Genomic DNA, 23,301 nt, shown 5'->3' with positions numbered 1-23,301 from the left:
TGGGGGCCAGCGGCTGGTGCGGCCCGAGCGCGCGGCGTCGTACGCGATATGCGTTGCCACCGAAGCTATTACTGGTAGCACCTGGATACCGTTAGCAGGATCCGGGATGATCGCGACATGACCGATGTTGTGGACGTTCGCGCGATACGCAAGGCACGCCGCGCCGAATTGGGCGCCTTCCTGAAGTCGCGTCGCGCCCGGATCACCCCGGCCGATGTCGGTCTGCCCCCGGGCCCGCGCCGCCGAACCCCTGGCCTGCGCCGTGAAGAGGTGGCACAGCTCGCCGGAATCGGGATCACCTGGTACACCTGCGTGTAGTACCGAAAGGGGTATGTCTTACCTAGCCTGGGATTATGCCTCTGAGTCCCAAGGATTTTCCCGGTTTGGCGGCCGTCGTTCAGGCTCGTGTGTCCAAGGCCGGTAAGTACAAGAATGAGCGTTCCCCGAAGGAGCAGATCGCGTGGGCGCGGGGTGAGTGCGCCCGATTTGGGTGGGATGTGTGGCGGGTGATTGACGAGGGGGCAGTGGGTGCGACCCGGCATTCGCGGAAGGCTCGTCCCGGGCGTGATGAGTTGCGTCAGGAGTTGGAGGCGTTAGCTCGTCGGGTGAAGCGTGGCGAGGCGTCTGGGGGTGTCTTGGTCAATTGGTCTTCTTCGCGTGCGAATCGAAAGATCGGGGACATGGCCGAACTTCGGGAGCTCTGTGCCGAATTCGGCGTGTATTGGTACTACGGTGGCGTGCTCTACGACATGAACGATCCGGATGATCGGAAGCGTGTGGCGCAGGATGCCGTTGAGGACGAACACGCTCCTGAACGTAACCGGATTGATTCGATGCGGGCGCTAGCCCAGAACTTTGCCGAGGGTAGGCCGCATGGGCCCGAAGGGTTTGGTCTGCAAATTGTCTATCGGCGGGGCAAGGCAATTGGGCGTGTCGAATGTACAGAGAACGGGCCGGTCTTTCGTGAAATGGCGAGGCGTGCGTTAGAGCTAGAAAAGACGTATCGCATCGCCCGTTGGCTGAGCCGAGAGGGGGTGCTGGTCCCTAGTCACGACAAATCCTTTCCGTGCAATTGGTGCTCGGTCAAAGAAGGTCGGCGGGTTGTGCGCAAGGTGGACCGGCGGACGTGTCCGTGTCCGAAGACATGGCGGACCAAGTGGGACAGCGACATGGTGAAGCGCGTGCTTCTGAGTGAGGCTGCGGCAGGGTTGCGTGTGCATGTCGACGAGAATGGAAACCGGTTGACGGTCAAAGCCGCTTGGGACGGTTTGATTTCAGTGGACGAGCATGAACGTTTGAAGCTCATCCTCAATGACCCGCAGCGAGGCTCATTCCGGGGACGCGCGCCCAAGTGGTTGATGTCGGGTATCCCTCGATGCTGGAAGTGCGGCTCCGCTTGCGTGTATCGCCGTGCCTCCAACCGCGACCGCAAACGCTATCTGTATTACACATGTAAGTCGAACGGTTGCGTGTCGCGCAAGGCTGAGTTGGTTGATGTCTTCGTCGAAGAGTTGGTTCTTCGCCGGCTCGAAGATCCGGGACTGCTCAGTTCACTGGCGCGCACAGATGACGACGCAGTCAGGGCGCTTGCGGAGGCACGGGAATTGCGGGACGCCTACGAGAGGTGGTTGAACGATGCCATCGACGCGGACCTGTCTCCCAGGGAAATTGCGTTGTACAAGGCGAAGAAGCTTCCGTCGATCGAAGCTGCGGAGCGGCGCGCCCAGGCTGCTTTGCCGATGCCACATGTCGCCACGGCGGCAGGGCCAGACGCGCGGGCGAAATGGCACGACCCTGCAGTGACACCGCTGGAGGCGAAGCGTGACATCATCCGCTCGTTGGTCAAGGTGACATTGCTGTCTGCAGCCGGAAAGCGTCATGGCTGGGCTGCCGGTGCCGGTGTAGACACGATCAAGGTCGAACCACTTGTCGCATGATCACCTCATACTATGCAGAGTCCTGTCGTGGATCACTGATTGGGTCATGCCGTTGATACTGGTAGTAGTAGCACCTGGATACTGCTGTTGGCGTGCGGGAGGATTGGTTCATGACCATCGGTGATGTTCAGGCAGTGCGCAAAGCTCGACGCACGGAGCTGGGCGCTTTTCTGAAGTCCCGTCGAGCAAGGATCGCGCCGGAGGACGTGGGGCTTCCGCCCGGACCGCGTCGGCGAACACCTGGCCTTCGTAGGGAGGAAGTTGCTCAACTGGCGGGGATTGGAGTGACGTGGTATACGTGGCTTGAACAGGGGCGGAATATCAATGTCAGTGTGCAGGTGTTGAATTCGGTTGCGCGGACATTGTCTATGGATGCTGCGGAGAAGGCGCATTTGTATCGGCTGGCGGATGTGCCGACGGTGCCGACTGCGCATGCGGGAACTGCTCTGCCAGAAGAACTTCAGGTGATTTTGGATCATCTGGAACCTTTGCCGGGTGTGGTGTTGAGTCCGCGTTATGACGTGCTTGCGCACAATAAGTCGTATGAAGCGCTGTGCCCGGGTTTTGTCAAGGGCGAGCGGAATGTGGCCCGTCGGGTGTTCCTGACTCCGGAGTGCTGCAACACCTATCACCATAATTGGGATGACTTGCGGCGCATGGTTGGTTATCTGCGCGGGTCGTATGCAAAGAACCTCGGCGATCCGGGTTGGCAGGATTTCATCGCTGAATTGTGTGCCGAGAGTGAGACTTTCGCGTCGTTGTGGGCTCGTAATGATGTCGCCGTTCCGGCGAGTCGGACCAAGCAGATTCGTAATTTGGCGGTGGGGGAGTTGGAGATGTTCTTGACGAGTATGTCGCTGCCGTCGTTACCGCATGCGTGGATGCAGATCTATACTCCGGTTGATGAGGTGGCGTGGGGGAAGTTGGGTGAGTTGTTGGCGATGAGTGAGGAACAGCGGCAGCGTCCGTGGATCGAGCATCGCGAGCAGTATCATGCTGCTGCGGGGTAGTGGGCGGTTGGTTGGGTTCGCTGCCGTGGGTGTGGATCGTGTCGAGGTCCTGCCTGTAGGGATACAGTTGGCGGCAAGGTGGGCTCATTCGTCTGACGCGTAGCCGCCGTGCCACCAGCGGCGCAGTATGGCGAGTTGTCGTTCTGTGAGGGGGCCGGCCAGTTGTTCTTGGATCTTGTCGAGGTAGGCCAGTTCTTCGGCGGTCCATTCGCGGCGGTCCCCGGTGTTGTCGGTCAACGTTTGCTCGCTGGTGAGGTATCGGCTTGTTGCCGATCGCGGCGGCGAAGATCGTACTGGTGTATCGCGTTTCGGCGTCGGCTCAGTGGTGGGGAGGACGGGAGTGGGGCTACTGTGCGCATGCGGTTGCCTGACTGTGCAACCCGTCTGCTGATTCTCCCTAACCCATGAAACCTTATTTCTGGCGGTGGTGCCACCATTCATGGTTGCCGTAGATGGACGGTCTGTCTTGGTGCCTGGTGATCGACACCGACCTTGGGTAACTGTTGTGGCACTGGGGCTCGCCTTCGCGCAGCGGCGTGAGCGAGTAGCTTTCGTCGCACGATGGGGTGGGGTTCGGTGTGAACATGTTGTGGGCCCGAGGCATCGAGCTCTAGATCTGGCTCCCAGCTGTCGGTTGCACTAGGGCCTCGGCAGTGCGAAGCAATCGCAGCAAGTGGTTATCGGAGCGGTGGGTGGTCAACTCCGGACGGGGACATGCGCTAACCACACAGATCGACCTGCGGGGGCGGTAGAAAAAAGGGACTTCCCGAGCGGCGGCCGAATGCGACCGGGTTGCGGCATCTTTGGGCACCGGGTCGAGGGACTCCGCTGGGTCCGCCACCCCAGGCAACGTGGTGAAACAACGCCTACGGTGATAACGCATGTTCACAGCCTGTCCGGGCCGAGCGCTGCCGCGTACGTGCCTCACGGCGTGGCCGGACGGACTTGCGGGCGGGCAGATCTGACGGGCTGGAATTCGGAAGGTGTGCACCTCGATGTCGATGACCATCCAGTAGTTGCCCACCAACTCCGGCTCCGTCGAGTTGGCATGGCCCCCATCCGTAGACGCGGACAACCGGGGCTCCGGATGAAATGTTCGGAGCCAGCGTGGGATGAGCCCCACCGAATCACCTCGCCGACATTGTGGAACGCGCAGCCTGATCGGCAGAGGTCTTCACGTGGAATCGGCCGGACTCGACCCTAAGCTCGAGACCACGTGCTGAAGCCGCGGACTAGCTCCGCGTAGAACTGTTCATCCGGGACTGTGTGTCCGTGGCCATGAGAAAGTCCCCACTGGTGGCCGCCTGTAGGTCCCCGCTGGCGGCCAGGTAGAAGTCCCCATTCCCCTTGCTCGTCGTGTCATGCCCGGAACTCGTGGCCTGGGCGGTGACGGTGATAGCGCCAACTGTCATCCGTCACTGCCCAGGGAGTTCCATTGAAGTCTGCGAGGGAGCGAATGGACATCATTTCCGCCTATCGAGAGGTCGGAACCTATCGAGGGGCCGCCGAGTTGTGCGGCACCACGCACAAGACCGTGAAACGCGTCGTCGAACGCGCGGAGCGCGGTGGCGGCCGGTCGGAGCCGGCGCCACGGGCCCGCAACTACGAGCAGGTGCGGGACCTGGTTGCTGAGCGGGTCGTGAAATCGAAGGGCCGGATTTCGGCCAAGCGACTACTCCCGGTCGCGCGGGTGGCTGGTTACGAGGGGTCGCCGCGGAATTTCCGGCGGTTGGTGGCGGAGCAGAAGATGTTGTGGCGCAAGGATAATCATCGAGGTCGCCGTCCGGCGGTGTGGTCGCCCGGTGAATATCTGGTGATCGACTGGGCCGAGGCCGCGCCGGGGTTGCAGTTGTTCTGCGCGGTGCTGGCGTTCTCGCGGTGGCGGTTCACCGCGTTCGCCGCCGATCAGAAGCAGTCCACGACGCTGGCCATGATCGCCGAAGCATTCGCCGCGATCGGCGGGGTTCCCTCGCGGGTGCTCGCTGACCGGATGGGCTGCCTGAAAGGCGGCGTGGTCGCGAACCTGGTCGTCCCGACCGCCGAATACGTCCGATTCGCAACGCATTACGGGTTCTCACCGGATTGGTGCCATGCCGCCGATCCGCAGTCCAAGGGCATCGTGGAGAACCTGTGCGGGTATGCCCAGCGGGATCTGGCGGTCCCGTTGCTGACCGAGGCCGCGATGACCGGCCGGGCTGTGACGCTGCGGGAAGCCAACGCAGCGGCGAAAATCTGGTGCGCGGAAGTGAATTCGCTGGTGCACTCGGAGATCTGCGCTGTCCCCGACGAACGCCTCAGCGTTGAGCGGGAGTTGTTGGCGCCGTTGCCGTCGCTGCGGCTCGAGATCGGCGCCCCTGCTGTCACCCGCATCGTCGACCGGCTCTCATGTGTTCGTTACGGGTCGGCCCGCTACTCGGTGCCCACCCGGCTGATCGGCGAAAAGGTCGCGGTCATCGTCGATGTCGGTGCGCTGCTGGTGCTCGAACCGGCGACCGGGGTGATCGTGGCCGAGCACGAACTCGTCGCTCCCGGCGAGGTGTCGATCCTCGATGACCACTACGACGGGCCCCGTCCGGCGCTCAGTCGTGGACCAAGGCCGAAAACTACTGTCGAGCAACAGTTCTGCGCGCTCGGTGACGATGCCGAGGCGTTCCTCGTCGGCGCGGCCGCGATCGGCAACACCCGCCTCGGGCAGGAATTGGAGATCCTGCTCGCGCTTGGCGCCGCCCACGGTGAGCCGGTGCTGGTGGCGGCGTTGCGGCGGGCGGTGGCGTTCGGGCGGTTCCGCGCCGCCGACGTCCGCTCCATCCTCGCCGCCGGCACCGGGACCCCGCAGCCCCGCCCGGCCGGTGAGGCGCTGGTGCTGGACCTGCCGACCGCGCCGACCCGCTCGCTGGACGCTTACAAGATCACCCGTGACGGGAGCGCATCATGACTGATGCTCGATCGAAAACTGTTGCTCCCAAACCGATTCCGGACCTGGCTGCCGACCTCGATGCCGGACTGCGCCGGTTGAAACTGGCCGCAGTCCGCCGCACCGCACCCGAGGTGCTGCACGTCGCCAAAACCCAGCGGTGGACCCCGGAAGAGATGCTGCGCACCTTGATCGAGGCCGAATTGGCCGCCCGTGATGCCTCCAATGCCCGCAACCGGCTCAAGGCCGCCGCCTTCCCCGTTCTGAAAACCCTCGACAGCTTCGACGTCGCTGCCTCCTCCATCTCGCAGGCGACATTCGACTACCTGTCGAGTCTGGAATGGGTTCGCGCGCAACACAATCTCGCGATTATCGGGCCGCCCGGCACCGGCAAGAGCCACACCCTGATCGGGCTCGGCAACGCCGCGATCCAGGCCGGGCACAAAGTCCGCTACTTCACCGCCGCCGATCTGATCGACACCCTCTACCGCGGGCTGGCCGACAACACCGTCGGCAAAATCATCGACACCCTGCTGCGCGCGGACCTGGTGATCCTCGACGAAATCGGGTTCGCACCATTGGACGACACCGGCACCCAGCTTCTGTTCCGGCTGGTCGCGGCAGCATATGAACGCCGTTCGCTGGCCGTCGCCTCACACTGGCCGTTCGAACAATGGGGCCGGTTCCTGCCCGAACACACCACCGCCGCCAGCATCTTGGATCGGCTCCTGCACCACGCCACCGTCGTCATCACCGACGGCGACTCCTACCGCATGAAACACCGAGACAAACGAGGTGACCGCCCCTGAAATAGCAACCCCACCCCCCGCAAGCGGGGTGGGGACTTCACCTGGCCACCAGCGGCGACCTACCGATGGCCATTGACAACTGTGCCTGGATTCTTTCCGGTGTTGTAGAACGCGACGTTGCGGAAGGTCGCCGAGGTCGAGGAGTTGAGGTTCTTGTAGAACGCCATCTTCCCTCGGCCGAACCCGATGAAGATCCAGAACACTCCCAGCATCGCCGAGTTCTGCAGTAGCGTTCGCACCGCCGCTTTATCGTCGGGCTCGTCTCCCACCTGGACGATGACCAACGCGGGATCAGCTGCCCCCGACTCCTGGTAGTGATTGACCACGCAGCGCATCGCTTCATCGACTTGCGACCAGCCCCAGTCGACCTGGGTGTGCAATTGCCCGATCCTGCCCCGGTAGTTCTGCAGACTGAGGTCTTCGACGAAGGGTTCGCGCCGACCCGAGAACACCACAGGGACGGTGCCGTCGTCATCGAGGTTCGCCGCCAAAGCCAGAATTCGCTCGGCAAACGCCTGGACGGTGAACGACTCATACAATTCCCGCATGTCGTAGCTGTGGTCGAGAACCAAATACACCGCAGCGCGTCGGCTACCCATTCCCGCATCCGCCAGTGCCCGGTTCGCTTCGGTCGCTACCGGCAGCAACCCGGGCGCGATGTCGGTGACCTTCGCGAGCTCGGTCGGTGTCCTCGAACCCGATGGCGTACTCGCACCGACCTGGGCTGTTGTCTCGTCGGTGTCGATATCGACTCCATAGTCAGTTGCCAAGCCACCCAGACCGGAGGCGTAGCCTTGGCCCACTGCCCGCACCTTTCAGGCATCGTTGCGGCGGTAAGCTTCGGCGATGACGACGACCGTCTCCCTATTGGTGAAGTCCGGTGCGGTGTATTCGACTGTCGGTCCAGGGTTTTGGGTGACGACCAGCCGTGGGGCACGACTGAAGACCGCCCCCGGACTCAATGGATCGATGCTCGCGACAACCACTACGGTGGCAACGTCACGAGGAATACGTGTGAAGTCGACTTTCACTGTCGTGCCGGCCACTTCGACACCGTGGCGTGTCGGGTTGTTGTAGAACACGAGGTCACTGTCGTCGCGCACCTTCCCACCGGGGCCGAGTAGCAGCGCCGAAACATCGATAGGCGTCTGATCCAATGTGAGGGAGAAGGACACATGCCCTCCGTTGAGGGCAATATTCTCGCCCTTACGCAACGCGGTGCTCGACATTCGCTTCCTCGGCTGACGTGGGTGAGACTCGACTCTATCCGGGAGCTGCACCGCAGCAGGCGATTTCGGCACCAAACCGTCCCCCTCCTGCCGTAAGCCGGAGTTCCGACCCTGGCGGCGGACCTCAATGGAGGAGGCCACCTTCCGCCCTCGACCGGTGGGTCCGAGACGATCTCGGTGGAGGACGCTTTGCCCACCGTGCCGGTCTTCATGTGACCAGACTGCGCGGTTTCTCCTGGGTGCGTGGTGCGCGCTTGTGTCTGGCCTATACGTTTGAGCGACGTCCAAGAGATGATTCACTGTCCACGGTGGGGCCAGTATCGTTTGGATTGGAAGTATTGGGTGGCTTCGGGGGAGTCGTTGTAGTCGAGGAGGTTGCCGACTTTTTTCGCTAGGACTCGGCGTACTTGTTCCGGTGTGGCGAAGAAGAATTCGCGGCGGATGTTGGCGTGGTTCAGTCGGGCCGCGCCGAACTCTTTGTGGAGTTGGTTTTCGAGTGTGACTGCGTCGTCGGAGAAGTAGACGGCGTGGACGTCGAAGGGGAAGGGGACAGATGCTCCGCCGAGTTCGCGGACTCGGTCGAGTGGTTCGAGTCGGCGGGTCAGCCCGATCTTGACGACGTTGGGTCCGAAGGCGCCGATGTTGGAGATGACGTAGACGTAGCCTGCGCGGATGTTGGCTGCGCGGTAGTCGTTCTGTGTGATCGCCTCGGTGATGCGGGTGAGCTGTTTTTCGATGTCTCGGGTGTCTTGTCCGGTGGCGGTGAGCCGTTGCAGCACGGCTCGGTAGTGTGCTTGTTCTTTTTCGAGTCGTTCGCGTTCGGCGGCGAGTTCTTGTTCGGCTTTGCGTTCTTCCCGCAGGCGTTCGCGTTCCTCACGGGCCCCTTCTCGTTCTTGCTGGACCTTCATCATGTAGTCGGCGGTGAGTTCCAGTTCGGTGATCCGTAGCGCGTGATAGGCCGGTGACACGTGCATTTGCATTGCCGCGCCGAGCTTTTCGATATCTTTGGCGGCTTTGTCGAGTCGTCGTTTGGCGGTGTCGAGGTTGCCGGCGCGGATGGTTCGGACGCAGTTTTCGGCTTCGGCATTGTATGCCCGCAGCATGAGCTTGGACAGATCTGCGGTCAACCGGCGGCCCTCGGCGAGGGAGTTGTTGAAGCTGAACTTGTTGGCCACCACGATGGCCTCACTGGTTTTCACCGCTTCGCGTACGTCGGCGCGCAGTTCGGCGAGGGTTTGTTTGTAGCTGTCGGCGTTCTCCAGCGGATGGTGATACTCGTAGATTCCCACCTCCTGCAGCACCAGTGCGTCGTCTACGGTGATGAGGTCGGGATGGGCTTGTGCTGGTATGGCGACAGCGGACGGGCGGTTTTGCAGTTGCGCGGTGAGTTGTTGGACGCGGTCGTGCAGGTCGGCGGCTTCGCGTTCCTTGACGACCAGCATCTTGCGCAGTCCGACGATCACGGCTTGGGGGTCGTTCATCCGCGTACTCCATGGTTTGCCAAGGGCACCAGCCCGTAGGGGTTTTTCGATACCGCGGCGGCGAGGTGAGCCAATGTGGCTGGCGGTTCCACGCGTGCGAGGTCGAGCGGCAGGAAATCTGCGCGGTCGGTGGCCAGCCGGACGAGGTCGATGCGAGTGTCGTGGCCGGTCGCGCCGTCGACGGTGTCGACGGCGACGGTGAGTGCGATGCTGTCGATGATTTGTTCCCGATCGGCTTCGAACACTTCATGCGCTGTCCGCAACGCGGTCTGCGCGATCGCCGATGCGTAGCGGCGTTTGACCTCGGCCGCTGCCACCGTGGTTGTGGTGATTTCGTCGGTAGTTTTGTTGTAGCGGAATGCTTTCGTGGTCGGGAAGGTGTCGGGATGCGCAGCCAAGACCGTGATGTGTAGTTCGCGGTCGCTCGCGTCGAAGCAGTGTTCGTAGGACACCTCGAAGGTTTCGGGGTAGATCGAGTTGGCCAGTACGATGCCGACGTATTCGTCCATTGCGGCGGGCTGGCGGTCGCGTAAACCGGCGATCAGCCGGTCCAAGCGTGCGTTCGATTCTTCGACCTGGCTGCGATGGTCGACGTTTGCTTGCTCGAGTCGGCGACGAGCATCGCACAGCTCGGCTACACGCGCGGCTTCTTGCTGTCGCCAACCGGCGCGAAGCTCCGCGTTCGCGGCGCACGTCCGGGTAAATGTCAGCAGCCACTGCTGCACAACGTTGAGGTATTCCCGCTGCGCTGCCTCGAATTGGGCGGCGTGTCTACGGTTTCCGCCCAGAGCGCTGCTCAGACCTGAAGGCGGCACCGGTGCCACGAAGCTCGGGCGATCCGGCAGTGCGTGGTAGCGGGGGGCCGGTGATGGTGTGAGCAATTCGGGACGATCGAACGGGAGGTCTGCGGCCGATTCACGCAGCGACTCGAGGTCGACCCAGTCATCGACTTCCAGCGTGGCGTTGAGGAGGTTGTCGATCTCGTCGTAGGTGACGGCAAGCTGAGCGTTCTTCTCCTGGACCTCTGCCTCACGGGCGGCAAGGTGGGCGAGCTTGGCGGCCTTCTCCGCTGCCGCGCGTTCAGCGGCCGAGGCGCGCACGGCTGCTGCCACTGCCCATTGCTGCTCCCTCGCACGGCGTTGTGCCTCCCGCACAGCGATGTTGTGCGCCCGCATCGCTGCTCGTTGCTGCTGCGCCTGCCGTTGCTGTGCAAGCCTGTTCTGGTGCTGCAATTCAGCGAAGAATCCCCTGCGCCGCGCCACCGGCTCCACCCCTCTTCTGATACTTCGACATGATCCGGCCGTACAACTACGGCCGCAGTTACTGTCGCGACAAAGCCAGCACCGTTACACGCACCACACGCTCGCCACTCCGGCTATCAACGCTGGGCTGCGTCGTGGCGGCGGGTGGGTGTCGGTGTTCCAAGTCCCGGAACTGAAACGCGGCGCGGCGCTTCTATCCTCGACGCACCCGGCCGCTCCCGTTCAGTGCCCGCATCGACACCCTCGTGCCGCAGCGGATGTGATGGGCGGCGTGCGGCACCCCTGCGTTCCACATAACGATGTCGCCGGACAGGTTGAGCCCATTGTTGCCGAGTGCGGCGATCAATTCGCCGGGATCTATTCACCGCTAAACGCCAGGACTTCAACTCGTGTGGGGACAAGCGAATTCAGTCACAAGATGCGCAGCGGTTCCCTCGACACCGGTTGCCGAAGGGCAGCTATTCGCGGGTCAAGCCCAGGCGTACGTGCCGCCGCTACGTAGGTGAACATCCCTCGAAGGCCCGGGCCCGAAGGGGACGCCGCTACCGCACAGCCGGGAGGCGCTAGAGATCGAGGAGGCAATTGCAAATGTGGCCGCTGATCGGAGGGAAGCTCATTCCGCTGGCGGGTTTCGCTAGTCCGGCGGCGGTCCGCTGTACGGTTTGCGCAGAGCGGTGATGAGCTGGATGTGTGGGGGCTGGGTAACGTCGGCGACCGTGAGGCTGTAGGAGGTTGGTTCGCCGGATGGGTGGCGCCAGTGAACTCGGTCGCTGGCGGCGCGGCCATATGCGACGTTGCAACTCGATCTCCAGAGGTGGTGAAAGTCATTGTGAGAACGGAGCTTTCGTAAGAGGGTGTGGGCTTGTTCGGAGTCGCGGTAGCGGCCGAGTACGCCCTTGATGGTCGCTACGGAGTGGGCCGCTTCGCGTTCCCAGTCGATGACGATGGTTTTTGCGATCGGGCTGAAGAGCCATACCGGGATGCATTCGGAGTCTTCGAGTCCGGGCATGCCCGATCGGAATTCCGTGGTGGCCAGCAGTATGTTCCACATTGGGTCCACATAGGCCGCGAGCACTCCCCGTCCCTCGAGGTCTTGGATGTGGTTCCTTAGTGCGACGTTCTCGTGTACGGACTGGCGGAGTTTGTCTGTTGGCGGGAGATCTTCTGCTGGATAACGGAGTTCGCGGATGTGGCGCGCCTGTCCGTCGCTGAGGCCGTAGCCGGTGATGAGCTTATAGAGGGTCTCGGGGCTGGGGATGCGCTCGCCGACTTCGAGTTGGCGCAGGTAGGACGGGCTGATGCCGTGGCGTTTGTGGGCCGCGACTCGTGATAGACGCAGGTGGTCTCTGCTCAGCCATAGGGTCTCGTGCAGGGTCGGGATGCGGGCTAGGGGTCTGCGCCTGCGGTCCCTGTGCGAGCGGGTATTGCGGTTCACGCCGAGTTACTCCTTGTCTGGTGGTGCCGGTGGATAGAGATATCGCCGGTTCGTGTGTTCCGGGGTGTTGCGCGACATTCATTGGCGCTTCCTTCGGCTGCGGCTGATCGATGACATCGCTTGTGGCCCTGGAGTTCACATGCGATGCGCATGGACAGAGTCTCGATATACTGGCCTGTTGCCGTCAAGATCGACTCGGGGACAAGGTGTCCCGGCGATCAGGGGAGGGAAGGGGCGAGCGTTGGAAGAGATCACGAAGGTAGTCGGCCAGTGGTTGAGGACGCGTCGGATCCAGGTCGGGTTGGAGAGGCCCGAAGATCTGGGCAAGCTTGTGGGGCTGAGCGCGGATCAGATCAAGAAGGCCGAGAACGGCACACGCACGTTGAGTATCGAGTCGTTCGAGGCGATCGTCCAGGCGCTCGCGTTGCCGACCTGGTGGGGGCGGATGGTTCTCGCCTTGACTCGCACCAGCCTCATCCCCTCGTACGTGGCCGCCGATCATCCGCTCGCGGCTCGTGATTTGCGGATTCTGGAAGCGTATCCAGGACCCGCGTGCCTGTATGAAGTTCCTTTGTTCAAGGTGCGGGCGGCAAACAGTCAGTATCTGAAGGCCTTTCCGGGGTTGGTTCCTGGTCGAAACATCATCGAGTGGTTGGTGAATGAGCCTGCGGCGCGAAAAGTCTTGGGAAGCTGGGGCCTCGAGGTGCACTTGATGACGCAAGCGCTGAAATTGATGTCGCCTGGTCTGGTTGCACAGGACGAAGTTGACGCGGTCGTCGATGCATGTCGCCATGCGCCGGAATGGAATGATCTGTGGGCCACTGATTTTCCGCAGAGCTGGGCGTCTGTGGACAGTTCCCTGGAGTACTCGGTCATCAAGGACGTCGATAGCGGCGAGGAGCAGCCGATGTGGGTCTCGATTGATGTGAGCGAGGTGCCGTTTCGGCCTTGGTGGATCTACCACCTCACGCCGGTCGATGGTCCGCTTGCCACTTCCTAAGGTTGATGACCGGTTAGAACGGCGCACCAAGTTGAGTGGGTCCACGGGGTCATATCGAAACGATGGTGTGTCCCCGACAATTGCGTGCGTGGATTTGCGCAATCGGCTGTTGAGGCCGGCGCGGGGCTTTCGACGCTTTCGACGGTGAAGTCACGCCCTACTCGGCGCTTTCTGGCGGGGTTTGTGCTCGGCTGCGCAACTGCTCGAACTCGGTAGCGCAGTGTGATGAAAACATGGTCACGCTGTCGTGGTGATCGCGTAGGAGTTCGCGCAAGCGGCGTTGATTCTCTACCCGTAGTGTTCGCAGTGTGTCCACCGAGAGCTCGAAGATGCGTGCTCCCAAAGGCATTCGCGGTGGGTCAGCTATCTGGCCGTGATAGGAATACGCGTCCCCGGCATGCAGCAGCCAGCCGTTGCCGGTATCAACGGCAACTCCGACGTGCCCTCGGGTATGGCCAGCTAACGGAACCATCAGCATCTGCGGTGGCAGTCCCTGCAGCTCTCGCACCGCTTTGAAGCCGAACCAGTGATCATCGTGGCTGTCGGACTCGCCGTAGGCGATCCACTTCGGGCCGTGAGCGATCTGCACCGGCCGATATCTGAAGCGTTCTCCGCGTCCGTGCGGGCCGGTCATGGCATCGAGCTCGGCTTGGTAGACGTGCACGTTCGCGTCCGGGAAATCCGCCAATCCGCCCGCATGATCCAGGTCCAGATGTGTTGTGATGATGTCGCGAACATCCTCGCGTGAGTATCCCAGTGCCTCCACCTGCCGGGCGATTACCTGGTCGAGAATGGGGTTGGTGCGCCGGATGACCTTCTGCCCCACCCAGACTTCAGGTTGGATGGTTGCCTGCTCCCCGTAGCCGGTATCCACCAAGACCAATCCCGCGGGATGCTCGATCAACAGGCAGTGACATGCGACTTCGGCCCGACGAAACACCCCCGGCCGACCGTCGATCAACCGGCCCCCGAAGGGGCGCATTCCTCCGCCATCCAAGTGGTGGATACGCACGAACCGCTCCTGCCCGTTTCGCCGACTCGTGGTCACGCTACACACCACTCAACCAGATAGCGAGCGGACCGACGACGGTCGGTCACGCCAAAAGCCGTGTGGCGGAGCGAGATTAGCCGCTTGAGTACGCATTGATGTCTTTCAAAACAGAGGAATGCAAACAGAGGTTTGCGGAGACAGCAGGCATGCATGTTGCTCCGAATAGTGCGTTGGACCTCAGTCTTCGAAATTTCCCGTTTCACGCTGGTTGCGTGAAGTGTGTGGCAAATCTCCTGCACAGCAGCGGTTTTGCGGTTTGACTTCGGCTGCGTTAACGCAATTTAGGCGCGTCGAAACCCTAGCGTTGCAGCAGTTTTCGAGGTTTGGATGGAACTGCAAATCCAACCATGTGAAAGGAAATGTTGTGGACCCCTATGAGATTCTCGGATGGGTGAATACCGGATTGTCGGTCCTGTCGAACGGCCTGTCCGTGGCGGCTCAGGTGCTGTCTCTCATCTTCACCTTCATTTGACGCGACAGCTGTGAGAAGTGCCCTCCCAGTATCGCATTCGCGACTGGGAGGTGCACGGACGGTTCCGCCGCCCATTTTCCGATTACCAACCGAAATTCCGCCTTCAGATGAAGGGGCCTATTTGGCATGCCCAGATCAAGGAAATACCCCATTCTGCCGATACACCACGAGAAACGCCGCGGCATCGACCATGCCAGTCCGAAGCGACTGGGTCGGAGCGTTGTACGCGGCCGCCAAGCCATCCTCGTGAGCACGATTCCGGTTGCGCTTGTACTAGCGGCGGCAGCGACGAGCAGTGCCGCCGACTATGCCGGCGCCATCAATGACCAGCCCGGTGTCACCAATCCTGCCCAACCCGGAACGACGCCACCGCTACCACCGCCTCCAGTTGCCGTGCCGCCTCCGGAAACAGCGCCATCGCCGTATTACGAGCAGTCACCCGAGATCCGCAACGAGGCGCCCTCGCGTCCTGCTCCGCCGCTGGACCAACCGGTGGAGCCGATCGAGCTGGGGGAGTTGCACCTGCCCGAGCCCGTGGCCCCGGTGGCTCCGATCGAGCCGCCGGAGAACACGATTCGTGTCGGTCAGTGGCAGTCGCCCAGCCCGGATTGGCTGCCACCAGCATGGCGTGATGCCATCAATGACGCTGCGGCGGGCGCGGAGGCCCAGGTGGCGACGGCCTTGGATTCACTCGGTATTCCCGCCGGGCGTTCCGACCGCGTCAGCGGTGCAACCCTGGCCGGTGCGGGTCTCGGTGGCGCTGCCGGCGCCGTCGTCGCAGGTGTACCCGTTGCGGCGGCCGGAGCCGTGGTCGGCGGGCTCATCGGTGGAACGGTCGGTGGAATCGCGGGTGCGGCTCTCGGCACCGTAATCGCGGTCCCGGTAGTCGGGACAGTGACCTCCGGTGTGGCCGGCACCGCAATCGGCGCCGCAGCGGGTGCTGCGGCGGGTGCCGTGGTTGCCGGAATCCCCGCAGCGGTAGTCGGAGCGGTTGCCAGTGGAACCGTCGGCGCAGGATTCGGTGTCGGAGTGGGGGTGGGCCAGCCATGACCGTCTCGACACGGCACCGTGTGCTCATCGCCGCCGCTGCGCTGATCATGTCCACCGCTATCGAGTCGGTCGGCACCACGCTGGGAACGCCTGAGGCCGCAGCGGTCCCAATCGGGCCCGGGTGCCCGGCGCTCTACATCTTTGGTATCCAGGGCACCGGCCAGTCCTCACCGTCCGCGGACCCGCTCGCCGACACCGGCGTGGTTGGGTCGCTGATCGGTCCGGTTGTGTCGGCTGCGCCTGGCTTGGTGCAGCGCAGCTACATCCCCTATGGTGCAGGGTTCGGCGGTGCGGTCGCTGGCGGTCCTGATCCGTACCTCGTGTCGGTGCTCGATGCCCGTAACCAGCTCGATGCCGCCGCCACCGAGATTGCCGCCGCTTGCCCCGGCACGATGATCGCGGGGGTCGGTTATTCCCAAGGTGCGCAAGCGATGTCGTCATTCGCCCGTGACGTCGGTGCGGGCGCTGGGCCAGTCGGCCCCGAGCGCATCGCCGCGATCGCCTTGTACGCCAACCCCGACCGCGCACCACACGCACCGACCTTCCCCGGCCGTCCAGGACAGACGGTGCCCGACCCCGTTCCCGGCACCGGCGGGGCAGCAGTGTCGGCGGTGGAAATCCCCAATCCGCCGGCCGGTGGCGGCGGCATTGCCCAGGGCGCTAACAGCTACGGCGCACTGACCGGCCGGGTCGCCGACATCTGCACGGACGGTGATCTGGCCTGCTCAGCGCCCGACCGTGCCGCGCTGTTACGCGTCGGTGCGGAGATCGCCGCCCAAGCTGACCTGCGCAACCCGTTCGCTGCCGTCGGCTCGGTGGGCGCGATGCTCTCCGCCGCGCTCGGTGACGCTTGGACGACGGTGGTGCTCAACGACTTCCAAGTCGGCGCAGGAAGCGTCGACTACGCGCCGCAGCTGCCACTGGCGGCACGGTTGATCGATACCGCCGATCCCCGCGTTCCTGCACCGGCCCCGAACGACATCGGTGCTGCTGCCGCCCGGTGGAACGAGATCACCACCACGGTCGCGTCGAACCCAATTGGGTTGCTGCCCAAGCTTGTCGGCCAACTCGGCACGGCGTGGGGGCAGTTGGTCGCTGACAATGGCGACCTGCTCAACCCGGCGATATGGGTCCGCTACGCCGACACCGTGGCACGGCACAACAACTACGCCATCAACGGCCAGCTCGCCTCGGGCATCGCCTGGATGGTCGCCCTCGCCCACGACATCGCAGGAAGCCGCTAATGAATACGACCGAACCGCCCAGCGCGGACGACTTCTACAGCAGCCCGGCCCTGGACTTCACCCCACGACCGGGAGAGATCCTGCGCCGCCGCACCGTTGCCACTCCAGGCTTGTACCGCGCGAAACGGGCCTGGCAGCTCGTTTACGCCACCCGCACAACATTTGCCGCGCCGCTACCGGCGTCGGCGATCGTGATCACTCCCGACTCAGCCGAGAGCGCCGGACCGCGCCCGGTCCTGCTGTACTGCACGAGCTTTCACGGTCTCGGTGGCCGATGCGCACCCTCGCAACTGCTGGCGGGAGAGGGAACCGAACCCGAAACCGGGTTCATCGCCACCGCCCTCGAACGCGGCTGGACAGTGGCTGTTCCTGATGGTCAGTGCCTGGGCATGAGAGGGCTTGGCCCACATACGTTCCTGGCTGGACGGGCGGCTGCGCACGCTGTTCTCGACCTTGCGCGCGCCGTGCGCGCGCTACCGGAGTTGGACTCGGCGAAAGCGCCATGTGCGGTGTGGGGTTACGCCGATGGCGGCCGTGCGGCGGTATGGGCCGCCGAACAACAACCGAGGTATGCGCCAGAGCTGGACCTGCGCGGAATCGCCGCTGGTGCCGTCGTCGTAGATCCCAGAGCGCTGATCGGTGAGATCGACGGCGGCTCATGGGCGGGACTGGCGCTGGCCGGGCTGATCGGTCTGGCCCGCGCCTATGCCCACCTACCGGTCGATCATGTCCTCAGCCACGACGGTCGGCGCATGATCGAGCAGGCCCAGAACTTCGATGCCGCAACACTTCTGTTCGCTTACCGCGACGAACCATTAAGTCGCTGGTGCGAGCGAGCCGACCCCTGGAACGACCCCATCTGGCGGTACGTGCTGTCCAACGAGATCAGCGGACACGAAGCACCGCAAGTGCCCGTGCACCTCTACCACGGCACCGAGGACGCGCTCGTGCCGGTCTCGATGGGACGCGGTCTGTTCGCCGAATACCACGCTCTCGGCGTCGATCTGAGCTGGCGTGAATATCCGACCGGCCACATCGGCACTGCCACCGACGGTGCTGGCGAAGCCGTCGCCCGGCTCGCCAACTTCTTGGCGCGCCAACCCACCGATGCCGCCGATTCGACGTCATCCAGCCCGCAGACCAACTGAATTGCCTGCCCGCACCCACGGACCCCTCCCGGGGTGCGGGCAGGCCCCGAAGCCAACAACCGTTCGAGGTGAATCTCATGCACCCCAACTCCAACAGACTCCCACGACTGCGGTGTGCAACGGCGACGGCACTGGCGCTGGTCGTCGTCGCGGTCGCAGGAACCCGCATCGTCCACGCCGACACCGGTGCCTCGCTCGGCGCGACGTGCCCGAGTCTGTATGCGCTTGGGGTGCAGGGCAGTGACGAAGCCGCTCCCGAAGCGGCAATCACCAGCGACTCCGGAGCACTCGGGCAGATCTTCGGTCCGCTCGCTGCCGCCGCTGGGGATCTGGTGCAGCGCGCCTACGTCCCCTATGGCCACGCAGCCGACGGCACGGCACTGCCTTACGACGCCGCGGTTGCGGCCGCAACGCAGCGGCTGGAACAGATGGCTGCCGAGGTCCTCGCGCATTGCCCGACCACGAAGATCGCCGCCGCCGGATACGCCCAAGGCGCACCCGCGGTCGCGCAGTTCGCGCAGCGTGTCGGAGCAGGCAACGCACAACTCAGTCCCGACCAGGTCGCCGGGATCGCGTTGCTGGCCAACCCGAACCGCGACACCAACACCCCCGTCTTACCCGGCCGCGCCGGCGCCACCACCCCGTCTGCGGCACCCGGGACCACGGGGCAGAAGGTCGCCGAGATCGCGCTGCTCAACCCTCCGCTGGCAGGCGCCGGTATCACCGCTGGGGCGGCGTCGAGTGGATACGGCGCGTTGACCGGCAGAGTCGCGGACCTGTGCGTGGCGGGTGATGCGACCTGCGATACACCCACCGCAAGCCCGCTGGCCACCGCGGCGGCGAACATCGCCGCCCGCTCGGACCTCCGGGATCCGATCGCGGCGATCTCCACGATCGCCCAAGCCTTGTCGGCGACCGTCTACACCACCGCGGTGAATGTGGTCAACGAGGACCTGACCGGCACCAGCCTCGACCAACTGTCCTACCAACCGACCAAAACCCTCGGCCAGCGCCTGGCCGAAGCCTCCGACCCGAACACCACCCCACCCGGCCCGGCCGATGCGCTCGCGGCGCTGTTCAAGATCGGCACCATCGGCTTGAACGCCGCGATCTCGGTGGCACGCACAGTGTTTACTCCGGCCACGATTACCGAACTCGCCACTGTCGGCATGAGCGACCCCCTGGCGGCGGTTGCGGTACTGGGCACCAAACTCGCCGGCGCAGTGGTGGAGCTGGTTCCGCCCCAGACCACCAGCCGCTGGATCAACGAGACCTTCACCGCGATCACCAGCACCGTCACCGACCACGGCGAGCTCTACACCCTCGCCGGTACCGCCCAATACAGCGACACCACCGGCCGCCACGGCTCGTATCAGACCGTGCCCGCCACCACGACCGGGAAATCGGCCCTGGCCGCCACCGCCGACTGGTTCACCGCCCTTGCCCGCGACCTCGCCGCCACCGGAATCCCTTCGGCCCCACCACAGTCCACCACCGCCTCGCCAACCACCGCAGCCGCCACCACATCGAGCAGCAGCCCAGCCACGCCAGCGGCCCCGACATCGAGCGCCGGACCCTAAAGACCCCTTCGGGCGGAGCCCGACTCCGCAGACGTACCCACACCCTGTCTGCAGATTCTCCCCTGGCACCCGCCCGAAGGGCCCCGCACCGTCCACCAACCCCATCGAGGAGGTGAGAACCCGACATGCCCACTACCCCCACTGACACCAGCAGCCAGCACGGCTGGGGCTGGCTGCACCCGACCGAACCCACTGCCCTGCAACCCATCTCGGACACGATCGACGCCCCGGACAGCGGTGGCAACGAATGGCAGTGGATCAACAAACCGCCGCCCCCGCCACCGCCGACGGGATCGTGGCGCACGCGAGTGCCTCGACGTGGTTGGGGAGGGCTGGGCGCCGCACTGGGGGTGGCCGCCCTGCTCGTTGTGGTGGGGATCAACTCGGTCGCCGACGAATCCGACACCATGCCAGCGATCCCCACCCTGACCGCAGGTCCCCCAACGACCACACAACCACCGAGCAGCGCGTGCGCCGGACTGGCCGGGCAGACCGTCACCGACACCGAAGGCGACACCCACGGCCTCGCCGGTGTGATCGCCGCGTTCGAGCACGCCTACTACACGCAACGCAGCGCCGAGGCCGCACTGCGACTGGTCGCCCCCGAGGCCGGGCTTACGTCGGAGGCGTTGACGGCGGGCATCGCCTCCATCCCGGCCGGCACCACGCACTGCGTCGCGATCACCCCGATCGCCGACGGCACTGCCGAGGTCCACCTTGCCGAGCGGCACCCCGACGGGCAACGCGTGGACTACCTGCAACTGATCAACGTCCGCAGCGACCCACTCGGTGTCGTGATCACCAATATTCAGAAGCGGGGCTGAACTATGGCCGCACCGCTGCACCTGCACCACGACGACCACACCGGCGGAGCACACCGGCTCGAGCCGAGCACCATCGCCACCCCGCAACGGCTGGCACCCATACGGGAAACCCCGCTGCCGACCACCGCAGCGTACCCACCCTTGTTCGCCGTGCTCGGCGCACACGGCGGCGCCGGGACCTCGACCCTGGCGCGGTGGTGGGCCCCGGCCGCGGACACCGGAGTGGCCTGGCCCGCCTCACCACGCACGACTCAACACGTGGTCATCGCCGCCAGGCTGTGCATGCCCGGGCTCACCGCCGCGGCCGAACGCTTGCGCGAATGGCACGCCGGTCTGGCCCCGGACGGCGTGCGGGTGATCGGGCTCGTGCTGACAGCGATGCGACCGGGGCGAGTCCCCGCAATCGTGCGCCGCTACCGCACGGTGGTCGCCGGGCTGGTCGAGCACGTCTACGAAATCGGTTGGCACGACGAACTCGTCACCTGCGAACTCACCGACCTGGCCCAATACCTGCCCTACGACCCGGCACCCCCGCGCCGCACCAGCCTGCGCGACGCGGTCCCCACCGACGTGCACCGCGCCGGAACCCACATCATCACCCACCTCGCAGCCACCCATTCGATTGCTGCACAACCCGATTCGGAGACATCGCCATGACCACCGCAACCGTGGTCGGCGAGGCGCTGACCGTGCTCGCCCAACAAATCCCAATCACCCCGAAGCCACCTCCGGGATCGGACAGGCTCATCAACCTCGTCAACTATCTGTCTTGGATCGTCATGCTCGCTGGCATCAGCGCCTTGATCTACGCCGGTGGCAAATTCGGGTGGGAACGCTTCCACGGCGGCGCGGTGGAGTCACCCAAGATCATCCTCGGCGCACTGGTCGGTGGCATCATCGCCACCAGTGCCGGAACGATCATGAACGCCGTCGTCACCGGAGGCGCATAAGTCATGCGCCGCTTCCGGATTCATCCCCAACCCTCCACAACCGGGCAACACCGCTCCCTCGGTCCATCCAGTTTCCAGCCCGGTGAGTGCGGATTCTCGTCCGCATCGACATCGCGGCGCGAACCTTTCACCGCTGCCCACCTGGACCTCACGCCGTTCACCGTGGCCGCCGCGGACGGAATCCGGCTGTCGGCCAGCCAAATCGGCCCCACGTCGGCACCGGCGAGCGTGGTCTACGTCCACGGAATACTCACCGACTCCACCTACTGGAGGCCGCTGGCCGGGTATCTGCACCAACGCCTCGACGGCGGTATCGCCCAAATCGTCTACGACCAGCGCGGATACGGCAGCTTCAAAGAATCTGATCCGGGTGCGGAGACCACGTTGTCGACGCTCGTCGATGACCTCGACGCGGTCCTGGCGCACGCGCACGGCGCGGTCGTGCTCGTGGCGCACTCGGTGGCGTCGCTGCTGGTGCAGGCATGGGCCGAGCGGTACCCACGCCTGGCTCGTGCACTGGCGGGGGTCGTGCTGTTCAACGGCTGCCCCGCATTGCCCTGGCTCACAACTGTTTCCGATGCAGCTCGCACATCGAAGCGCTCGCGACGGCGGGAAAGCCGGCTCGTCGAGGAACTGAGGAGCCACCTGCACGAGCCACCGGCGCGCTACGGTCTGCCGCGCCGCAGCGTGTGCGCCGAAGTCGGCCCTAGCAGGGCTACCGCCAACCTCGAGGCGACCCTGGCCGCCTACGGCAGCACCACGCTGAGCAGTGAGATAGCCAGCATCATGCGCAGCGTCCCGACCTGGGTATTGACCGGCGAACTCGACCCGGTTGTGGCACCGAGTAGATCCCGCTACCTCGCCGAGCACATCTGGGGCGACTACGACAGCGTCCCAGGTGCCGGGCACTCGCTGCCGCACACTCACCCTGCCGCAGCGAGCGAGCCGGTCCTAGCCGCTCTCGAGGTCGCCTACCGCACCCACCAGCAGGACGGCGGCCCACTGTGATCGCCAAACCCGTTCCCGTGCAGGTTCTTTCGCCTCTGACCCAGTTGCTGGACTGGCTGGCGTGGTTCGTGCTGCTGCTGTGCATCGCGCGCGCGGTGTGGGTCGGTGGGCTGCTGGCGATCCGGACCTACCGCGAAGAAGCCGTCGAAGGACTCCTCGGCGCACTGCTCGGCGCGGCCTTGCTCGGGGCGGCCAGCTCCATCGCCATCGCCGTCCTACCGACCACCTGATCCACTCGAGGAGACCAACCCGTGAACCCTTCCCGCGCACACCACCGCAGCGTCGTGGCCGTGCTGGCATGCATCGGACCGATCGCCGCGTCCGGACTGCTCGCCTGCGGCACCGAGACCACCACCACTGAATCCACTGGAATGCCGTCCACGCCAGCGGTTGCTGAACCGACCGGATTGCGGTGGCAGCCGTTTCAAGGTGTCGACCTTCCGGTCGCCGAACAAGGCCCCCACAACATCGAGGGACCCGTAGCCAGCGGATACGAGCGCTCACCGGCAGGTGCCGCGCTGGCAGCCATCCACTCCACGGTCCGTATGTCGATCGCCACCGACAGCCAATGGCCGATCGTGGGTCAACGCATGCTCGCCCCAGGACCAGGGCGCGACACCTGGGCCACCGCCCGCGCCCAGATCTCGATCACCGCCCCGATCACCAGCGACGCACCGAAAGTCATGGGCTACCAGATTTCCCACTACAGCCTCGACGCCACCGACGTCGACATCTACACCATCCACCCCGACAACTCCATCACCTGCAACCACACCCACGTGCTGTGGCGCAGCGAGGACTGGCGTCTGCAGCTACCCGACGACCCGACCGCCGCGTCGGTCACCACCGTGGCCGCGTCCCCGGCCGACATGGTCGCGCTCGCGCCGCGCTGAGGAG

22 protein-coding genes and 1 pseudogene are annotated in these 23,301 nt (G+C 64.4%); 16 read left to right on the top strand and 7 right to left on the bottom strand.

From position 1 onward, the window contains the following. Positions 1-117: 117 nt before the first annotated feature. From ACQP2U_RS25035 to ACQP2U_RS25025, 3 genes and pseudogenes are all read left to right on the top strand, one after another. Positions 118-309: pseudogene (locus ACQP2U_RS25035) on the top strand (transcriptional regulator); the annotation flags it as partial. 44 nt (positions 310-353) lie between these two features. Then, positions 354-1,937 (top strand): recombinase family protein, encoded by a 1,584-nt coding sequence (locus ACQP2U_RS25030; protein ID WP_433709729.1) that lies wholly within the window; start codon positions 354-356, stop codon positions 1,935-1,937. Between the two features lie 110 nt (positions 1,938-2,047). Continuing rightward, positions 2,048-2,947: a helix-turn-helix transcriptional regulator gene (locus ACQP2U_RS25025; protein WP_433709728.1), complete on the top strand. Its 900-nt coding sequence runs from the start codon at positions 2,048-2,050 to the stop codon at positions 2,945-2,947. Positions 2,948-3,031: 84 nt separating this feature from the next. Here ACQP2U_RS25025 and ACQP2U_RS25020 read toward each other — a convergent pair whose 3' ends face one another. After that, positions 3,032-3,184, bottom strand: a complete 153-nt coding sequence (locus tag ACQP2U_RS25020; RefSeq protein WP_433709727.1) for a hypothetical protein — start codon at positions 3,182-3,184, stop codon at positions 3,032-3,034. A gap of 1,198 nt (positions 3,185-4,382) precedes the next feature. Between ACQP2U_RS25020 and istA the strand changes: the two genes are divergently transcribed. Both istA and istB read left to right on the top strand, forming a co-directional pair. Next, a complete protein-coding gene (istA, locus tag ACQP2U_RS25015) occupies positions 4,383-5,882 on the top strand; it encodes an IS21 family transposase (protein WP_433709726.1) in 1,500 nt (499 codons plus the stop codon). After that, on the top strand, positions 5,879-6,670 hold the full coding sequence (gene istB / locus ACQP2U_RS25010) for an IS21-like element helper ATPase IstB (RefSeq protein ID WP_433709725.1): 792 nt from the start codon (positions 5,879-5,881) through the stop codon (positions 6,668-6,670). The genes istA and istB overlap by 4 nt, the downstream gene beginning before the upstream one ends. A gap of 59 nt (positions 6,671-6,729) precedes the next feature. Here the strand turns inward: istB and ACQP2U_RS25005 are convergent, their stop codons facing one another. From ACQP2U_RS25005 to ACQP2U_RS24985, 5 genes are all read right to left on the bottom strand, one after another. Beyond that, on the bottom strand, positions 6,730-7,473 hold the full coding sequence (locus tag ACQP2U_RS25005) for a VWA domain-containing protein (protein WP_433709724.1): 744 nt from the start codon (positions 7,471-7,473) through the stop codon (positions 6,730-6,732). 12 nt (positions 7,474-7,485) lie between these two features. Further along, positions 7,486-7,899 (bottom strand): TerD family protein, encoded by a 414-nt coding sequence (locus ACQP2U_RS25000; RefSeq protein WP_433709723.1) that lies wholly within the window; start codon positions 7,897-7,899, stop codon positions 7,486-7,488. 296 nt (positions 7,900-8,195) lie between these two features. Further along, complete coding sequence (locus ACQP2U_RS24995) at positions 8,196-9,380, bottom strand: DUF4041 domain-containing protein (protein ID WP_433709722.1); 1,185 nt, start codon at positions 9,378-9,380, stop codon at positions 8,196-8,198. Continuing rightward, positions 9,377-10,642 (bottom strand): hypothetical protein, encoded by a 1,266-nt coding sequence (locus ACQP2U_RS24990; RefSeq protein WP_433709721.1) that lies wholly within the window; start codon positions 10,640-10,642, stop codon positions 9,377-9,379. The genes ACQP2U_RS24995 and ACQP2U_RS24990 overlap by 4 nt, the downstream gene beginning before the upstream one ends. Before the next feature lie 634 nt (positions 10,643-11,276). Next, complete coding sequence (locus ACQP2U_RS24985; protein ID WP_433709720.1) at positions 11,277-12,077, bottom strand: helix-turn-helix domain-containing protein; 801 nt, start codon at positions 12,075-12,077, stop codon at positions 11,277-11,279. Between the two features lie 241 nt (positions 12,078-12,318). Between ACQP2U_RS24985 and ACQP2U_RS24980 the strand changes: the two genes are divergently transcribed. Continuing rightward, complete coding sequence (locus ACQP2U_RS24980; RefSeq protein ID WP_433709719.1) at positions 12,319-13,077, top strand: helix-turn-helix domain-containing protein; 759 nt, start codon at positions 12,319-12,321, stop codon at positions 13,075-13,077. Positions 13,078-13,234: 157 nt separating this feature from the next. Here ACQP2U_RS24980 and ACQP2U_RS24975 read toward each other — a convergent pair whose 3' ends face one another. Next, positions 13,235-14,089, bottom strand: coding sequence for an MBL fold metallo-hydrolase (locus ACQP2U_RS24975; RefSeq protein WP_433709718.1), 855 nt, complete (start codon positions 14,087-14,089; stop codon positions 13,235-13,237). A gap of 757 nt (positions 14,090-14,846) precedes the next feature. Between ACQP2U_RS24975 and ACQP2U_RS24970 the strand changes: the two genes are divergently transcribed. The 10 genes from ACQP2U_RS24970 to ACQP2U_RS24925 all read left to right on the top strand — a co-directional run bounded on the left by ACQP2U_RS24970 (position 14,847) and on the right by ACQP2U_RS24925 (position 23,297). Beyond that, positions 14,847-15,650 carry a hypothetical protein gene (locus ACQP2U_RS24970; RefSeq protein WP_433709717.1) on the top strand — a complete coding sequence of 268 codons (804 nt, stop codon included), beginning with the start codon at positions 14,847-14,849 and terminating at the stop codon, positions 15,648-15,650. Beyond that, entirely contained in the window at positions 15,647-16,894 is a 1,248-nt protein-coding gene (locus ACQP2U_RS24965; protein ID WP_433709716.1) for a cutinase family protein, read from the top strand. Before ACQP2U_RS24970 ends, ACQP2U_RS24965 begins: the two co-directional genes overlap by 4 nt. Further along, positions 16,894-18,042, top strand: coding sequence for a lipase family protein (locus tag ACQP2U_RS24960; RefSeq protein WP_433709715.1), 1,149 nt, complete (start codon positions 16,894-16,896; stop codon positions 18,040-18,042). The genes ACQP2U_RS24965 and ACQP2U_RS24960 overlap by 1 nt, the downstream gene beginning before the upstream one ends. 77 nt (positions 18,043-18,119) lie before the next feature. Then, positions 18,120-19,622: a cutinase family protein gene (locus tag ACQP2U_RS24955; protein ID WP_433709714.1), complete on the top strand. Its 1,503-nt coding sequence runs from the start codon at positions 18,120-18,122 to the stop codon at positions 19,620-19,622. A 125-nt stretch (positions 19,623-19,747) separates the two neighbouring features. After that, complete coding sequence (locus ACQP2U_RS24950) at positions 19,748-20,446, top strand: hypothetical protein (RefSeq protein ID WP_433709713.1); 699 nt, start codon at positions 19,748-19,750, stop codon at positions 20,444-20,446. 3 nt (positions 20,447-20,449) lie between these two features. After that, a complete protein-coding gene (locus ACQP2U_RS24945; protein WP_433709712.1) occupies positions 20,450-21,103 on the top strand; it encodes a DUF6668 family protein in 654 nt (217 codons plus the stop codon). Further along, a complete protein-coding gene (locus tag ACQP2U_RS24940) occupies positions 21,100-21,396 on the top strand; it encodes a hypothetical protein (RefSeq protein WP_433709711.1) in 297 nt (98 codons plus the stop codon). The genes ACQP2U_RS24945 and ACQP2U_RS24940 overlap by 4 nt, the downstream gene beginning before the upstream one ends. 3 nt (positions 21,397-21,399) lie before the next feature. Then, a complete protein-coding gene (locus ACQP2U_RS24935; RefSeq protein ID WP_433709710.1) occupies positions 21,400-22,404 on the top strand; it encodes an alpha/beta fold hydrolase in 1,005 nt (334 codons plus the stop codon). After that, positions 22,401-22,634 (top strand): hypothetical protein, encoded by a 234-nt coding sequence (locus ACQP2U_RS24930; RefSeq protein WP_433709709.1) that lies wholly within the window; start codon positions 22,401-22,403, stop codon positions 22,632-22,634. Before ACQP2U_RS24935 ends, ACQP2U_RS24930 begins: the two co-directional genes overlap by 4 nt. A gap of 21 nt (positions 22,635-22,655) precedes the next feature. Continuing rightward, positions 22,656-23,297: a hypothetical protein gene (locus ACQP2U_RS24925; protein ID WP_433709708.1), complete on the top strand. Its 642-nt coding sequence runs from the start codon at positions 22,656-22,658 to the stop codon at positions 23,295-23,297. The last annotated feature ends 4 nt before the right edge of the window (positions 23,298-23,301 follow it).

The organism is Nocardia sp. CA-084685, assembly GCF_050955785.1.
Classification (GTDB): domain Bacteria; phylum Actinomycetota; class Actinomycetes; order Mycobacteriales; family Mycobacteriaceae; genus Nocardia.
Note: the sequence above shows the minus strand (reverse complement) of the source record. Positions and strands in the feature narration are given on the sequence as shown.

Bases quoted from the DNA above. Each gene is read 5' to 3' on its own strand.
- ACQP2U_RS24995 (WP_433709722.1), bottom strand. From the start codon at position 9,380: ATGAACGACCCCCAAGCCGTGATCGTCGGACTGCGCAAGATGCTGGTC.
- ACQP2U_RS24955 (WP_433709714.1), top strand. From the start codon at position 18,120: ATGCACCCCAACTCCAACAGACTCCCACGACTGCGGTGTGCAACGGCG.
- ACQP2U_RS24935 (WP_433709710.1), top strand. From the start codon at position 21,400: ATGCGCCGCTTCCGGATTCATCCCCAACCCTCCACAACCGGGCAACAC.
- ACQP2U_RS25025 (WP_433709728.1), top strand. From the start codon at position 2,048: ATGACCATCGGTGATGTTCAGGCAGTGCGCAAAGCTCGACGCACGGAG.
- ACQP2U_RS24965 (WP_433709716.1), top strand. From the start codon at position 15,647: ATGACCGTCTCGACACGGCACCGTGTGCTCATCGCCGCCGCTGCGCTG.
- ACQP2U_RS24945 (WP_433709712.1), top strand. From the start codon at position 20,450: ATGGCCGCACCGCTGCACCTGCACCACGACGACCACACCGGCGGAGCA.
- istB (WP_433709725.1), top strand. From the start codon at position 5,879: ATGACTGATGCTCGATCGAAAACTGTTGCTCCCAAACCGATTCCGGAC.
- ACQP2U_RS25030 (WP_433709729.1), top strand. From the start codon at position 354: ATGCCTCTGAGTCCCAAGGATTTTCCCGGTTTGGCGGCCGTCGTTCAG.
- ACQP2U_RS24940 (WP_433709711.1), top strand. From the start codon at position 21,100: ATGACCACCGCAACCGTGGTCGGCGAGGCGCTGACCGTGCTCGCCCAA.
- ACQP2U_RS25000 (WP_433709723.1), bottom strand. From the start codon at position 7,899: ATGTCGAGCACCGCGTTGCGTAAGGGCGAGAATATTGCCCTCAACGGA.
- ACQP2U_RS24950 (WP_433709713.1), top strand. From the start codon at position 19,748: ATGCCCACTACCCCCACTGACACCAGCAGCCAGCACGGCTGGGGCTGG.
- ACQP2U_RS24960 (WP_433709715.1), top strand. From the start codon at position 16,894: ATGAATACGACCGAACCGCCCAGCGCGGACGACTTCTACAGCAGCCCG.